General features: G+C 44.4%; 15 protein-coding genes. 1 reads left to right on the top strand and 14 read right to left on the bottom strand.

What is annotated here, in order from left to right; all coding sequences use genetic code 11:
• From WBM30_RS10080 to WBM30_RS10020, 13 genes are all read right to left on the bottom strand, one after another.
• On the bottom strand, positions 1-1897 hold a 1897-nt coding region (locus WBM30_RS10080), incomplete at its 3' end, for an exonuclease domain-containing protein (RefSeq protein ID WP_424900594.1).
• 271 nt (positions 1898-2168) lie between these two features.
• Positions 2169-2645, bottom strand: coding sequence for a hypothetical protein (locus tag WBM30_RS10075; protein WP_424900593.1), 477 nt, complete (start codon positions 2643-2645; stop codon positions 2169-2171).
• A 112-nt stretch (positions 2646-2757) separates the two neighbouring features.
• Positions 2758-4323, bottom strand: coding sequence for a CCA tRNA nucleotidyltransferase (locus WBM30_RS10070; protein ID WP_424900592.1), 1566 nt, complete (start codon positions 4321-4323; stop codon positions 2758-2760).
• Positions 4320-5108, bottom strand: a complete 789-nt coding sequence (gene dapB / locus WBM30_RS10065) for a 4-hydroxy-tetrahydrodipicolinate reductase (RefSeq protein ID WP_424900591.1) — start codon at positions 5106-5108, stop codon at positions 4320-4322. Before dapB ends, WBM30_RS10070 begins: the two co-directional genes overlap by 4 nt.
• 63 nt (positions 5109-5171) lie before the next feature.
• The gene (locus tag WBM30_RS10060) at positions 5172-5723 is read right to left on the bottom strand and encodes a YpiB family protein (RefSeq protein WP_424900590.1); all 552 of its coding nucleotides are present in this window, start codon (positions 5721-5723) and stop codon (positions 5172-5174) included.
• A gap of 31 nt (positions 5724-5754) precedes the next feature.
• Positions 5755-7038, bottom strand: coding sequence for a tetratricopeptide repeat protein (locus tag WBM30_RS10055; RefSeq protein ID WP_424900589.1), 1284 nt, complete (start codon positions 7036-7038; stop codon positions 5755-5757).
• 202 nt (positions 7039-7240) lie between these two features.
• Positions 7241-7516 carry an HU family DNA-binding protein gene (locus WBM30_RS10050; RefSeq protein ID WP_068560639.1) on the bottom strand — a complete coding sequence of 92 codons (276 nt, stop codon included), beginning with the start codon at positions 7514-7516 and terminating at the stop codon, positions 7241-7243.
• A gap of 203 nt (positions 7517-7719) precedes the next feature.
• The gene (gene der, locus WBM30_RS10045) at positions 7720-9033 is read right to left on the bottom strand and encodes a ribosome biogenesis GTPase Der (RefSeq protein WP_272160736.1); all 1314 of its coding nucleotides are present in this window, start codon (positions 9031-9033) and stop codon (positions 7720-7722) included.
• 177 nt (positions 9034-9210) lie between these two features.
• Complete coding sequence (gene rpsA / locus WBM30_RS10040; RefSeq protein ID WP_424900588.1) at positions 9211-10473, bottom strand: 30S ribosomal protein S1; 1263 nt, start codon at positions 10471-10473, stop codon at positions 9211-9213.
• A 156-nt stretch (positions 10474-10629) separates the two neighbouring features.
• Entirely contained in the window at positions 10630-11325 is a 696-nt protein-coding gene (gene cmk / locus WBM30_RS10035; RefSeq protein ID WP_424900595.1) for a (d)CMP kinase, read from the bottom strand.
• A 61-nt stretch (positions 11326-11386) separates the two neighbouring features.
• The gene (locus tag WBM30_RS10030) at positions 11387-11971 is read right to left on the bottom strand and encodes a LysM peptidoglycan-binding domain-containing protein (RefSeq protein WP_424900587.1); all 585 of its coding nucleotides are present in this window, start codon (positions 11969-11971) and stop codon (positions 11387-11389) included.
• 65 nt (positions 11972-12036) lie between these two features.
• A complete protein-coding gene (locus WBM30_RS10025; protein WP_424900586.1) occupies positions 12037-13476 on the bottom strand; it encodes a RecQ family ATP-dependent DNA helicase in 1440 nt (479 codons plus the stop codon).
• On the bottom strand, positions 13469-14539 hold the full coding sequence (locus WBM30_RS10020; protein ID WP_424900585.1) for a helix-turn-helix domain-containing protein: 1071 nt from the start codon (positions 14537-14539) through the stop codon (positions 13469-13471). Before WBM30_RS10020 ends, WBM30_RS10025 begins: the two co-directional genes overlap by 8 nt.
• 37 nt (positions 14540-14576) lie before the next feature.
• On the opposite strand from WBM30_RS10020, the gene WBM30_RS10015 reads away from it, so the two are divergent.
• A complete protein-coding gene (locus WBM30_RS10015; RefSeq protein WP_424900584.1) occupies positions 14577-14813 on the top strand; it encodes a ferredoxin in 237 nt (78 codons plus the stop codon).
• 113 nt (positions 14814-14926) lie between these two features.
• Here WBM30_RS10015 and WBM30_RS10010 read toward each other — a convergent pair whose 3' ends face one another.
• A complete protein-coding gene (locus WBM30_RS10010) occupies positions 14927-15499 on the bottom strand; it encodes an ECF transporter S component (protein ID WP_424900583.1) in 573 nt (190 codons plus the stop codon).
• Positions 15500-15541 lie beyond the last annotated feature (42 nt).

The following is a 15541-nucleotide window of genomic DNA, read 5'->3' as shown; positions in this document are numbered from 1 at the left end:
GGTCATTATCCCAATTGTATTGCAGCACATGATACGTACCTAGGCGCTCTTCAGAAAAATAGTGCAGATTGACTTGGACTGTCCCCAAGTCATCCAAAATTGCCTTTGCGCGAGGACCCATAACCGGATCATTCCTCAAGTCGGCTTTATCCAGGCAACGCATGGCGGCAAGCCTTGTCTCCTCTATATACTGGTGCATTTTCTTGAATATTTTTTTCATTCCATTCTCAACCAGAAAATTTTCATCAAGATAAACTTCACCTTTTTCTCCCACCTCATGGATAAGGGAACGCACCAATACTTCTTCAGAATGGGCACATTCCTGCAGTAGTTGATCGATCGCGAATTCGAGGTTGAACAAGTCATAGTCCAAGGAATCGCCATTTGGATCCTTTTCTATTGCCTCGCGATAATCCCGGAGGAAGTAGCCGAAGCGTTTCAAACGCCGTTTCAGGATAGATAGGGCTACACTTTTCTTGTGCGCATCCTGATAGACGCGCGGGAACTGATGTGCCTCATCGAGGATCAAGTTGATGGAGTCGCACTGGTCAAAAATTGCCAGATCATCGATGTGATGACTCAAAAAGGAATGGTTTGTGACGATCAGGCTGGATTGCTCTGCTTTCTTGTTATTGAAGGAAAAGAAATCATCATCGGCCCACTTCCCTTTTAAAGGGGCTTCATGGCTTTCAAAGGTCAGCTTTTCCCAGAGAAAATCAAAGTTCTGTGCTTGGCTCAATTCGCTGATATCACCGGTTTCCGTCTCGGTCAACCAGACATAGATGCTCATCATGATCAAGGATTCTTTTTTGGTGAGGGCTTCCAAGGTTAATGCGGCCAATCTCTCCAGATGGACGATGTTCGTCTTCCCTTTCAATGAACTTATCTGCAGCTCGAATGGCAGCATTTTACGTAACCGGGTCATCTCGTTATCCATGATCTGTTCCTGCAAAAGCAGTGTGGAAGTGCTGATTAGGACTTTGTTTTCCGGCGTTGCCTGATAAGCTGCAGGCAGCAGATAGGCCAAAGTCTTCCCGATGCCCGGCGCAGCCTCAATTGCCAAATTTTCAGAAGTTTCGGTTTGGTGGAAGTCGAATAGTGCTTGCATCATCTCAATCTGCTCTGCACGGATTTCCAAGCCGTGATTTCCCATCAGCCTTTTGGCCACTTCCGAGAAATCGGAAATTTCTTTTTCTCTATAAGCAGTCTGTTCCGAGAGTATCTCTTTTTCCTTCAGCGCCAACCCATTTTTGACGTAGATTTTCTGCGGAAGGGGGGAGCGCATCTCTTTGGCGGTTTCATAACTCTCATAGAAAAAGGAATCGTTGTCAACCTGACAATGCGCCGATAAGAAATTCAACTTTTCCAGCGTGACCAATGGCAAGTTGTTGGCTTTCTCCTTCAACTGGAGAAAAAGTTCCGCAGTTGCATGCGCATCGCTTGCGGCATCATGGGCACTGTCATGCGTCAGTACGAAGTGGTTTGATAGATCGCCCAACCGATAACTGGGTAAGGTTGGATACAGTATTTTCGTCAACTCCACCGTGTCCATCGCGCGTAGCGAAAGCGGCGGCATGCCGATTTCTTGGAATGAATAGTCCAAAAAATGGTAATCGAAATGCACGTTATGCGCTACAAAAACGCACCCTTCCAACGTGTTGTAGATGAAATCACATACGTCTTCAAAATAGGGAGCCTCTTTGACATCTTTATTCTTGATTCCCGTCAGCTTCTCAATGACATCCGGTATTTTTCTGCCGGGATTGATGGTTATATTGATTTCCTGAACTATTTTGCCAGCCTGAAGCAAGGTACACCCGAATTGAATGATCCGATCCCCCCGTTTAAAGCTGGATCCCGTTGTCTCAAGATCGACAATGGCATAGGTTTTCTTCATAAAAACAATCTCCTAAATAAACAGAAGCTTCTCCTGTTCCGGTATTTCTTTCTGCAAGACTTTCCCTGAAGATATCTTATAAAAACAGGAGCCTCTCCGATCAAACTGTGCATTGCATGCAGCTCACCTCATTATATCCTATGTCGTGGATATTGTTACCGTAAAATCGATAATTATCGGATTTTTTTGATGGCCTGAATGAACTAGTTGCCTACCCGACATCAAAAAAATGGACCCTAGCTTTATCAGCAAGGGCCCATTTTTTGATCCATTAAACGATTTCAGAATAAATATCTTTCACATTTTTTTCTGGATCGATTACGATATATAATTTGTTTTCTGATGAAACGAATGAAGATTGATGTTCATTGTCGAATCCATCGGTATCCAATGCTTTGTAAGGGAAGTAGATGCGGTCCACTTCTACAATGACATCGGATTTTGGGTGATCCTCATCTTGGTACAGGATATCCATTTTTTCGATGTCTTGATGGCTCGCAACGCGCTCGAACATGCCTTGTTCAAGTCCGCCCAAGTTTATATCGCTCGTGTTGACGTGATCTGCTTCTTGGTTAATTTCGATACGCAAAGATTCGCAAGGGTGGATTTCTTGGAAATCACTGTTTCCGATTCGGCCGTAGCTCGTTGTGACTTGTTTGATCCATAGATCTCCGATATATTCACGCTTGATCGTCCATGTTTCGCCGTTTCTAAAAATAAATCTCAAACCTGTCATTACTTTTTTCATCGAAATCACTCCTGATGTATTTACTTTTTGAATATGTAACTATTTTATCATATTTTTTATCAAGTGGGTACCCATACACTTCCGATGATGAGAAAAAAAGTAAGTTAAGTTGCTATAGACTATCCATGAATTCATTTGCGTTGACGACTGCCCTTGTGTGCTTCGCCGATGCGATTTCATAGCCTTGTGAATGGGCCGCACATTCGAAGAAATATTTGTTTCCTCTGTGTTCCGTCACTCTGACCGTCACCGTTATTTCAGCGCGGATGGGAGAAGCTTTTTTGTGGTGCAGATCACAGTGTATTCCGACTGTCGTATCGCCTTCGGAAAGATGTTCCTTAACAATCCCCATACAGGCATTTTCGATCATGGCCAGCAATGCCGGTGTTGCCAGAACCGGCAACGTTCCCGAACCGATTTCGGAAGCCAAATCCTTTTGTCCGACGGTATAGGAGGCTACGAATGTTTCATCCAAATAAATCATCCTTCTTTTCATAATGAAATTCCTTAGTGCGGGATAGCTATTCTCCAGTTTGTTTGCCAGGACCAGCGTTTTCAATTCCTCGAATATCTCGCCCACGAAAGGACCGCCACGTTTGATACCCAGCAAGGCTAGCAATTCTTTTCCGTCCAAAGCCAAATCTTTCAGCGTGTGGATCGGCATGGATTCATTTAATTCGATCAAGTTTTCACTCTGGTTCGGCAAACCGAACCCTTCGATGATGGCTTCTATCTGCATGGCGATTTCGATCCCTGTTTCAAACAGGAGTGGATAGTCCCAGAATTGTTGTAGGCGTTTGTTGAGTGCCTGCACGCCTATGCGTATTTCCATGATTTCCTTGCGGGAACACTTCCATTGGCGCAAAAATGGTTCGATCGCATCGTTCTTCAGATCAAGGAAATGGATCAATACAGTCCAAGCGATCGTTGTCCCTTTGAATTGCAACGGAAAAAGGGCCAAGTCGATCAAAGCCTTTTCCCGATTTTGGAATCCGGGACACATCTGGAATAAACGTGTTTCGACAAAAAACTTGATTCCACCCTTGCGGTTTCTTCCAATCAGAAGCTTATTCCACTCTTCGTGCACACGCTCTACCGCGATTTTTGAAAGCAGCGGATGGTACTCGATGATAGCTTCCTTCGTTGCTTGTTCGATTTCAAAATCCAACTGACTCACAAACCTGGCTGCGCGCATCATGCGCAAGGCATCTTCCCTGAAGCGTTCTTCCGGGTTGCCTACTGCCCGAATCAATTTGTTCGCCAAGTCCTCCTGCCCGTTGAAATAGTCCTTGATATTCCCATGGCGGTCGATCGCAATCGCATTGATCGTAAAGTCGCGCCTTTTCAAATCATCCTGCAGACTGCGCACATACTGGACTTTCTCTGGTCTGCGGAATTTCTCATACTTTGATTCTGTCCGAAAAGTTGTTATTTCGTATGTCTCACGCTCATGTAAAACCATCACCGTTCCATGTTGGATGCCTACATCGAAGGTGATCGGGAAGATCCGCTGAATTTCTTCAGGCATAGCGCTCGAGGCGATGTCGACATCCGAAATATCCAGATGAAGCAGCGTGTCGCGCACACTTCCCCCAACAAAGTAGGCTTCATATCCAGCCTGTTCGATGGCTTCGATGATTGGTATCGCTTTTTGAAATTCCGGTGCGTTTATGATCATAGGAAGTTTTCCAATCCATAGATCAGGCGATCGATTTCCATTACTTTTCTGCAGGAAAGGGCTACACCGTTCATGAAAGAGTCGCGGTCATATGAATCGTGACGGATAATCAAACCTTCTCCTGCGCTTCCGAATTGCACCTGCTGATGCGCAACTAGGCCTGGTAAGCGGACACTATGGATTTTCATGCCATGGTAATCAGCCCCTCTTGCGCCTTCGATCAATTCTTTCTCTTCCGGATGCCCTTGTGGATGGTCGCCTCTCACTTCATAAATCAATTCGGCTGTTTTTATGGCAGTGCCGCTTGGCGCATCCAATTTGTTTTCATGATGCAATTCCATGATTTCCACATCCGGGAAATATTTTGCTGCTTTTGCAGCGAATTCCATCATCAACACGGCACCAATCGCAAAATTAGGTGCAATCAAGCCTCCCAGACCCAACGCTTTGGAGTAGTTGGTCAATTCTTCCAGTTGTTCGCTGGAAAATCCGGTAGTGCCGATTACAGGACGCATGCCGTTTTCAAGGGCGAAGCGTGTATTGTCATAGGCCGCATCCGGTCTTGAAAAATCAATCCAAACATCAGCGTCAACTTCCTTGACGAGGGCCTCTTTATCACTGTACACTCTCACAGAATTGCCGGCATATTGCGGCAATTCATTCAGCAGCTTCTCGTTTGCGAAAGGATCGTATACAGCCACTAAAGAAAAGTCTTCCTGACGCAAGACCATATTTGTGCAGGCGGTCCCCATTTTGCCTTTAAATCCTGAAACTACTATTTTCATTCTACACGTTCCCTTCCGTTTAACGCTGCTGGCACAAATGTTCCGCACCATATCCGCGTTTTATCAGATCATATTTTTTTCTTCCAGCTCTTTTAATTCTTTCGTGAACTTCCTGAAGCTTGTTTCATCGTATTGGATCAGCGCGATGTCAATCTGTTTTTTCAGATAATGGATGCGATCCTTCACCGCCAACTTTTCTAATGACTTTTCTACGATTTCTTCCAGACCCTTATCGAAAATTTCGGATTCTTGGATGTACGGATTGTCTTCCAAAACGCCAAAAAATGAAAGGACTTGGTAGGATTGATCAAAGAACAACTCCAGATAAAAATCCTCTTTCCAATTCAAACGCAGATCATGGAATGCCTGTTCAGGATCTTCGAACGTCTTTCCGTCTTTATAGTACATGAAGGCATCTTTCGGATTTCCGACTACGGCAAATCCCATTCCTCTGTTCGTCGTATGGACTTCCTCAATCAGATGGATATTCTTCAGTAAAATCTCGTGATTAAGCAAATAATTGAGTATCCAAAGAGACTCTCTGCGCTTCAATTGATAATTCTGAATAAACCAAGAAATAAAATTTTTTTTCTCCTCCAAAGTAGGATTCATCATTTTAAAACCTCCTATCCGATGGGATGATGACTTATTGATCTAAATCGTGCAGATCATCATGGAGTTGAAGCAACTCCGTGTTGGCGGGATAAAGAGCCAAGCCTTGGTGAATGACCTCGCTCAACTTTTCGCGATTACCTTCTTCTCTCAAGAATGCTGCATACTCCAGTAAAAATGCCTCGTTGTCGGAAAAATGCGGATAAGCCGCCGTGTATTCTTTGTTTGCCGAATCGTAGTCCTCCAAGGCATTATGGCTGGCTGCGAGCAACCAATTGTATTGCGGATCGTTGTCTTCCTGCTCTGCGCGGTCTGCGATATAAGCTACCAATTCCTCGAATCTGTCTTGTTTCAGTAACAAGTTGCCCAGCGCCAAATGGATACTGGAAAGGTCGGGTTCAAGCTCTGCCGCTTCACGCAAATTTTGTTCCGCATCTCGCTCCCTGTTCAACTTCAATTGCAGTCTGGCCGCTGTCGTGTAAAATTCATGCTGATAAGGATTCCGCATGATGGCCTGTTCCATTACAGCGAGCGCTTCTTCCAACTCCAGTTCAGCCTCAAGCGCATTAGCCAAATACAAATATGCGCTCAGGTAAGCATTATCCGCTTCGAGCAATTTATTAAAAATGGTGATGGCGCGCGCATATTCCTTGAGTTGGAAATAGGTGAAACCGAGTTGGAAATAACTGTCCGGGAAATGTTCGTCAGCCGGGATTTTTTCCAGATACTGCAGGGCTGTCTCGAATGCACCGATAGCATTGTGACAATCGCCCAGGAAAAAATTCAGCTGCGTTGCGGATGCAATTTCACCGTTTCCGTATGCAAGTTCTTCATAGATTGGAATTGCCTTCTTGTACTCCCCGATCGAATGGTAAAGCTGCGCCAACGCATAATCCAATATAGGTTCATCCGGCAACAGTGCCATTGCTTCAAAGATTTTCTTTTCGCTGACTTCGTACAAACCTTGAACTTGATAAGCATCAGCCATCGTTAACAAAGCTTGCGGGTACACGTCACTTTCTTTATCGATCGTTAGGAGGATATCCAAAGCTTGATCGTAATCGTCTTCGTCGATGGCGATTTCTGCTAAGGCGATATTCCACTCCTGTATATGCGGGGCCAAGTAGTTCAATGCTCCATATGCCTCTTTTGCTTCGCTCAAGAAGCCCAAGGCATGCATCGTTTCTGCCAATTCGGCCAAATCAGCGCTGTTGTTCTCTAGGACGGATTGCTCAACTGATTGTTTGAACAGTTGAACAGCCGTATCCAAATCATTCTTTTGAATGGCTTCTATCATTGCATGTGCTTCATTATTCATTCGTCTACTGCTCCTTCAAATACACTCTGCTTGCTGGTGCTCTTCCTTTATATTTTATCATAAAGTTCAGCATCTGTATCTATTTGTTCCTCAGGCTTTTCTCCGTCAAAAACACATTGACTCCCCTTTAGAGGCTCCCTCAGAATTTTGGAAAAAAAAATAAAGCCGAAGCCCCATAAGGCCCCAACTTCATTTTTATTAATTATTTAACTGCATCTTTCAATGCTTTACCTGGTTTGAATGCAGGGATTTTGCTTGCTTCGATTTGGATTTCTTCCCCAGTTTGAGGATTGCGTCCTTTACGAGCTGCACGATCACGAACTTCAAAATTACCAAAACCGATGACTTGAACTTTTTCACCGTCTTTTAATGCTTCTTGAATCACTTCAAATAATGCATCAACGCTTGCTGTAACATCCTTTTTAGTCAAGTTTGTTTTTCCAGCAACTCTTTCGATTAATTCAGCTTTGTTTGCCATGTTGTCCTTTCACCTCCTTTAAAGAAGAAGAATACATGCTTTCTTTGATAACACAACAAAACATGAAATAACTATTTTTGAGTGGTCCAAAAACAGTTCTGAAATACCGCAGTCAAATTGAAAAGATATTTCTAATAAAGAATATCACACAAACCGTGCTACTGCAACGATTATAGTGGATTTAATGCCTTCAGGAAGGTAATTTATTTTTTTTGTCGGGCAATCAAATGGAATGGTGTCCCTTCGAAATCAAACGAATCGCGAATTCTGTTTTCAAGGAAACGCTCATATGAGAAATGCAGTAATTCCGGATCGTTGACAAAAACAACAAATGTCGGCGGTTTTACGGCCACTTGCGTCATGTAGTAAATCTTCAGACGACGTCCTTTGTCGGATGGTGTTGGATTATGCGCGACAGCATCCATCAGGACATCATTCAACAAGGATGAAGAAATACGGCGGTTTTGATTTTCGCTGATTTCCTTGATTTTAGCAGGAATATTGGACAATCGCTGTTTCGTTACCGCGGAAACATACATGATAGGCGCATAAGAAAGATACTGGAATTCTTTGCGGATTTTGTCCTCGAATTCCTTCATTGTATGATTATCTTTTTCCAATGTATCCCATTTGTTCACTAGAATGATGATCCCTTTGCCTGCTTCATGCGCGTATCCGGCAACTTTTTTGTCCTGTTCCTGGATGCCCTCTTCCGCATTCAGCACGACCATAACAATATCCGAACGCTCGATGGCACGGATGGCACGCATGACGCTGTATTTTTCTGTGGATTCGTATACTTTGCCTTTTTTGCGGATTCCGGCTGTATCAATCATCCGGAATTTTGCACCTTCATCGTCAACGAACATCGTATCGATAGCGTCACGGGTTGTTCCTGCAATATCCGATACGATTACGCGTTCTTCTCCCAAAATAGCATTCACCAAGGAAGATTTACCTACATTCGGACGGCCGATAAAGCTGAAGTTGATGATGCCTTCTTCTTCCGCATTCTCTTCTTCTGATGGAAAATTCGCTACAACCGCATCAAGCAGATCTCCAAGGCCTAAGCCGTGGCTGCCTGATACAGGATAGGGTTCGCCTAATCCCAGACTGTAAAAATCGAATATTTCGGCACGCATTTCCGGATTATCCACTTTGTTTACCGCCAATATGACAGGTTTGTCGGATTGGTACAGGATTCTTGCAACGTTTTCATCTGCATCCGTCACACCTTCTCTGACGCATGTCAAGAAGATGATAACATCGGCTTCCTCAATCGCCACTTGCGCCTGCAATTTGATTTGGCTCATAAAAGGCTCATCCGTAATATCGATCCCGCCTGTATCGATGATATTGAACGTTTTGCCCAACCATTCTCCTTTTGCATAAATTCTGTCGCGTGTGACACCTGAGACATCATCGACTATGGAAATTCTCTCTCCTGCCAGTCTATTGAATATTGTTGATTTTCCTACGTTTGGTCTGCCTACTATGGCTACTACTGGATTTGGCATCTAACCTCCGCCTTTCTTTTCCTCTACAACACAAAACTTTTTGGGTATTTGCTCACTGTGTATGGTTTTCTCAATGTTTTCGTCCATGTCAGTTATAACACACATCCGTCAATAATAACAACAAAAAAAGGGCATGGATGGAATTCCATGCCCTCACATGTTCATTTTCCTTACTGATTAGGCTTCAGTATCGTCTTTCAAACCTGAAAGTTTGTCGCCTAATAAATCTGCTAATGTGAAGTTTCCGTCTGAATCGTCAGCAACATATTCTTCGGTTTTTTTCTCTTTTTTCTCTCTTTTCTCATCAGCTGCAGGTGCTTCAGTCACAGCTTTTTCTTCCAAAGCCTTGATGCTTAGAGATAGGCGTTGCTCATCTTCTTTCGCATCCAACACTTTTACTTGAATTTCTTGGCCTTCTTGCAACACTTCATGCGGAGTCGCAATGTGTTGGTGGGAAATTTGGGAAATGTGAACCAACCCTTCAACACCAGGGAAAACTTCCACAAATGCACCGAAGCTTGTCAAACGTTTGACAACACCAGTCAATACAGCTCCGATTGGTGCTTTTTCAGCGATTGCATTCCACGGACCAGCCAACGTGTCTTTGATGCTTAAGGAAACGCGGCCATTTTCTTTGTCGATGGATAAAATTTTGACTTTGACAGATTGCCCGATCGCCAAAACATCACCCGGATTCTTCACGTGCTCGTGGGCAATTTGTGAGATGTGGACCAAACCATCCACGCCGCCCAAATCAACGAATGCACCGAAGTTGGTCAGACGAGCGACAGTTCCTTCGACAACGTCTCCAGCTACCAATTCGTCCATCAATTTACCTTTATTAGCTTCTTTTTCTGTTTCAACAACCGCTTTATGCGATAAAATCAAACGGTTTTCGCTAGGTTCAAGTTCAACAATCTTGAAGGTCATCACTTTGCCTTTATAAGAACTGAAATCTTCCACAAAATGGTCTTCTACCATTGAAGCAGGAACAAAACCTCTCACGCCGACATCAACGACCAATCCGCCCTTAACGACGTCTTTGACTGGTGCTTCGATGATTTCGTTGTTTTCGAATTTGTCTTGGATATCTTTCCAAACGATCTTAGCATCAACACGGCGCTTCGAAAGCAAGAAACTTCCATTTTCTTTATCTTTGATTTGTTTTATGACAACCAAATCCACAACGTCACCTACGTTTAGGATTTCTGTAACTTCATCGAATGGTTTTGCAGATAATTCGTTGTAAGGAATAACCCCTTCAACCCCGCCCCCAATGATTCCTACGATGGCTTGTCTATCTTGGATGCTTAAAACTTCTCCCTTGACAGTATCGCCCACCTCAATGGATAATGCTTCATCCAACACATCTTGCATAGTCTGCTCAACATTATTGGACTCTTCTTCATTTAACTCTGGGTTTTCAATGTAATCTGACATGTAACTATTCCTCCTAAAAGTCTGCGGCAACCGATTGGCTAGTTCCCTTAACTCCTCGCCTTTCGGCTAAGAAATTAATCCTTGACTCCATATTTTTGAAAGCGTAATACTGCATACAATCATTCTAACATCTTTGCTTAAAATCGTCTAGTATTGTTAATCCAATGTTTGTAAGGGTTTTAGGTTCGCTTCGATTATGTCGAGAATCCGCTTCACCACTTCGTCGATCTCCAGATGCGTTGAGTCCAAAACGATGGCATCATCGGCTTTTTTCAACGGGGATATCGTCCGGGTGCTGTCCAAATGGTCGCGGCGCTTCATGTCTTCCGTCAGCTCTTCCAAGGAAGTGGTCATACCCTTCGCCATGTTTTCTTTGTAGCGGCGCAGCGCTCTTTCTTCGGCTGTCGCTGTCATGAATATCTTGACCTCAGCATCAGGCAATACGACCGTACCGATGTCCCTACCGTCCATTACGACGCCGCCGGACCGCGCGATGCTTTTCTGGCGGGCAACCATCTCTTCACGCACTTTCGCGAACGACGAAACCAGGGAAACGTTTTGGGTCACTTCCTCCGATCTGATTGATTCAGTGACGTCCGCCTCATTCAGAAAAACACGCTGCATTTCGTTTTCGGCAGTCGAAAAGGTTATCCTGATTCCTTGCAGCAATGTATGCAAGGCGTCTTCATCATGGAGATCGCTTCCGTTGGATAGAGCCGCATAAGTCAACGTTCGATACATCGCGCCTGTGTCCAAATAGATGTATCCCAACTTTTCCGCAACTTTTTTCGCGATGGTGCTTTTCCCTGCCGATGCTGGACCATCGATGGCAATATTCATTTTTTTCACAATAAACCTCCGACTTCATTCTGTTCGATTTCATTGAAAAAGCCGCCTTGACAGACGGCTTTCACTATTTTACTTTCAATGCCATACCGATTTGTGCTTCTGTGCTGCTCAACCCGTTGGCCTGCATCAATTCATCCAATGTCATCCCATGGTTCAGAGCAATCCGGTAAAGATTGTCACCCGCTTGGATGGTGTATGAATTATTGTATACCCCAGTAGTCGTTTCCGGTTCTTTAACTGTTTCAACAGGTGTTTCGACAACTGCAGGTGCGGTGCTCGAACTTGGCGTTTCCGCAATCGAAGATTCGGGCTCCTCTGCGCTCTCCACAACTTCGCTGGAAACCTCTTCGGAAGACGCTTCCTTACTGCTTTCGACACTGGAACTGGCCACTCGCTTGTTGATCATCACTTGTTCAGCACTCTTAGGTGCGGGAGTATTTTGATTCTGTTTATTAAAATAGATGGTTGCAAATGGAATAATCAGAATAGCCAAAAAGAGAAACAGCAATACTTTTAATAGAGGTGCTACTTCTTTGTTTTTTGTATTTCTGGCCGAACGTGAATACTGCCGGCTCTTCAGATTTTCATCTTCGCCGAATTTACGTGACCAAGGCTCTCCATTATTGCGATTGCGATTCTTTTTATCCATTCGGGTTCCTCCTATAAGTGATTCATCCTAATTGTAGCACAATTTCGCAATTTTTGGGTTAAATTTTATAAAAGAAAAAGGTCTGACAGGATTTTTTCCCACTGCGGTGCTTCTGTCATTGGAACCGCATTCCTGGTCCTGAATTCCCCCACTAAAGGCGGGTCCTCGTTCCCGCAGCTATCACAGCAGTATTCAGGTTTGACGAGACTGTTTTTCCCGAAATAGGCGGAGATGAAGTCTCGTTTGCATGTGTCGGTTTCTGCAAATCTTTTCATGCCCTTCAGCAAGTTTTTCTTCAGATCGTGGCGGGCTGCGATAAAATGCTTCGCTTCCTCTTTTGTGAATCGCTGGCGCAAGATATGCGACAACAAGGTTTGTTCAGTCGGACTCCCAAGCTCTGGATTGATCGTCTTATTTTTGATGACACTTTCAATTGCATAATCGTTTGGAAAATCACTTTGCAGCATCTTCACTTTAAAGTTGAAGTCCGTTTCCGAATACAATAGGACCGCCGTGCTCTGTTGCCCGTCCCGCCCCGCTCTCCCTATCTCCTGCACATATTCCTCAAGGGAATTCGGCATGTGGTAATGGATCACATAGCGGATGTTCGGCTTATTGATCCCCATCCCGAAAGCGCTGGTGGCGCAAATGACGTCCAACTCATCCTGCAAAAATTGATGCTGGATAGTGATCCTGTCTTCATTTGTCCGGTCGGCATGATAGGATTCTGCGCGCAAATTTGTTTCTTTCCGAATCATGAATGCGACTGCATCAGCTTGTGCCTTGCTGGAGAAGTAAATGATGCCCGGAGATGGATACTTCTCCAAAAGTTCCAGGATGCACTCGTTTTTAGCCTCTGGAGGCACTGCAGAGACTTTATAGTATATATTGGCACGGTCGACCGGGCCCTCAAATACGTTCAAGTCATTTCCGTCGATATGCAGGGAACCGATGATGTCTTCCATCACGGCCGGCGTCGCCGTCGCAGTGAGCGCCAACGTCAGAGGATGACCCAATGATTGCCTTGCTGCGCCCAAAAATAAATAATCGGAACGGAAATCCAAGCCCCACTGGGAAATGCAATGCGCTTCATCGACCACAAACAAAGCGAGCGGGATCTGCTTGAGTTTGTTAAACACAACCTGGTTCTGCAGCATCTCGGGAGAAAGGAACAAAAACTTGATTTGATCCAAGTTGCTTAATAATCTTTGCCTTTCCTCGAACTGCAGCATGCTGTTCAAGGAGGCCGTCCTTTTTTCACCCATGAATTTCAGTTGGGCAACTTGATCTTCCATCAAAGATAAAAGAGGCGAAACGATAACGACGATCCCCTCCAAGAGGTAACCGCTCAACTGATATATCAAGGATTTCCCGGTTCCCGTGGGTAAAGTTGCCAGTGTGTGTTTGCCCGCCAAAACGGATTGGATGGGCTCCAATTGCCCGTCCTTGAATGCCGTGTAGCCGAAGTATTTCTGAAGTTCTGATTTCAATTGTTCTTCATCCATATTTAGCAGCCACCTCACTTCTTATTTGTATCAACCTGGACTCGAAAAAGTTGATTTCGGAAAACACTTTTTGGATTTCCCGATAATCGACACGTTCTTTTCGTTCTACGAGTTGTTGCAGATAGTGCAATTTTTCCTTATCCAAAAATTCTTGCGTTGGGAATTCCCGATAGATCAAGGCAATTTCAGCAAAATGATCTTGGATTGTACTCTGCTTCAATCCACGCATCGAGATGATTTCATTCATGCTGTGCCCGTTCATGAAATAACGCATAGTCGTTTCAGCACTGGCGGAAGCCAAGCCGTTTTCTTTTATCGTCTTAAGCATGATAGAAGAAAGGACAGGAAACTTTTCTGGTTCTTTTTCCAATGCAGCATACAAACTCAGCCAATTTTGGTGAAGTAGTATTTTCACTTCGGCTTCATCCAATGAGAATAGCACGGCCATCTGACCGGTTGTTTTCCTCAGATGGTCTGTGCCTTCAAATTGCAGCGCAAAGAGTCTGGCATCCCTTTCAGGCAGCCGTGACAGGTAGGTATGCCATTCTTCTCCATAAGCGCGCGCAAAAGTGGCTTTCTCTCCGGCATGCTGCGTCAACAAGCGCTTCATCCAAAGCTGCTCTTTCGCTTCCCGCTCAATGGGATAGTAATGTTTATTTTTATGCAGCATTTCGGAAAGGATTTGGATCAGAAAAAGCATCCGACGACGCAAAACACTCTGAACGAGCGCATATTCCAGTTGGTTTGGTAAAGAAAAATGCGCGCGGCTGCTGAAAAAATCAGCGTGTATCTCGCTTCCCGCTTTGGTCAGAAGATAGCCATCGTCATCGTTACCGATGATCAAACCATCCGAAAGCAAGCGCTTGAGGCCTTTTTTCAACACGGTCGGTTTCATGCCCGGCATGACAGCGAAATAGGCTTCCAGATCATATTGACGGCACTGGAGCATGGTGGATACAGTCCGTTTGCCAATCAGGTTATAAAAAAGAGTCGCTTCCTTGATGGGGCGTTCAGTTGAAATGCAATCCAAAAAAAGATACTCTATGTATGTCAAACTTTTCATGTTCTCACCACCAAATTTTTGTAAAGAAGGTTACTGTATGTATTATACCAAAGTAAACCAAGATAACTGCATCGCTTGTGGACTTTGCCAAATAATTTCACCGGATCTCTTCGACTATACTTCCGAAGGGATTGCTTTCAACAAAATGGATGCGAATACGGGCAAAGCACCTATACCCGCCGAACGTTTTGATGCGTTTCTGGATGCCTACCGAAAATGCCCCACTGGCGCCATCTTGCGCTCAGAATCTCCGTTTTCTCCTGCGGAACAGTGATTCCGAGACTTCCTTACGGAGAGGACAACGCAAAAGAGGCTGCACCCGGAATCATCATTGATTCGGGTGCAGCCTCTTTTTCTTTAAACAATTAAATTGTCAGTCCCTAATGATTACTGGGCAAAAGGAACTTTGTTATGTGCCAGCCAAGGTTTCAGCTTTGGCATCACCAAGAGGATGACTGCACTAACGACAAGTCCTTTGATGATATTGAAAGGCAATATGCCTGCCAAAACCAATTCTTTGATAGGGCCCATTTCAAAATTCAACAGGTGCATGTATAACGGGGTGATGATGAACCAGTTGGCCACTGATAAGACAACCGTCAAAACCAACGTACCCGTCAACAGCGCCAAGATAACGGCTGCTTTTGTTTTAGCTTTTTTCAATAGATAGTAGACAGGCAATGTGTAAGCAAGCGTCGCCAAGAGACTTGCGAAGTCCCCGATTGGATAGCCCATATCCCCGCCTGTTTGAAGGTAGTGCAAAACGGAGCGGATGACAGCAGAGATGATCCCTCCGGCTGGCCCGTATAGGAAAAATGAAAGCAGAATCGGTAAATCGCTGAAGTCGATCTTCAGATACGAAAATGCTGGAATTACCGGGAAAGCGATGAACATCAGCACAAATGCCAATGCCCCAAATAGTGAAATACCGACTAATCTTTTTGTTTTGTTTTGTTGCATGTTAATGAATCCTCCCTGTTGACTGTCTCAGAGATGGGTTTC

Source organism: Trichococcus sp. (assembly GCF_049684335.1).
Lineage (GTDB): Bacteria > Bacillota > Bacilli > Lactobacillales > Aerococcaceae > Trichococcus.
Note: the sequence above shows the minus strand (reverse complement) of the source record. Positions and strands in the feature narration are given on the sequence as shown.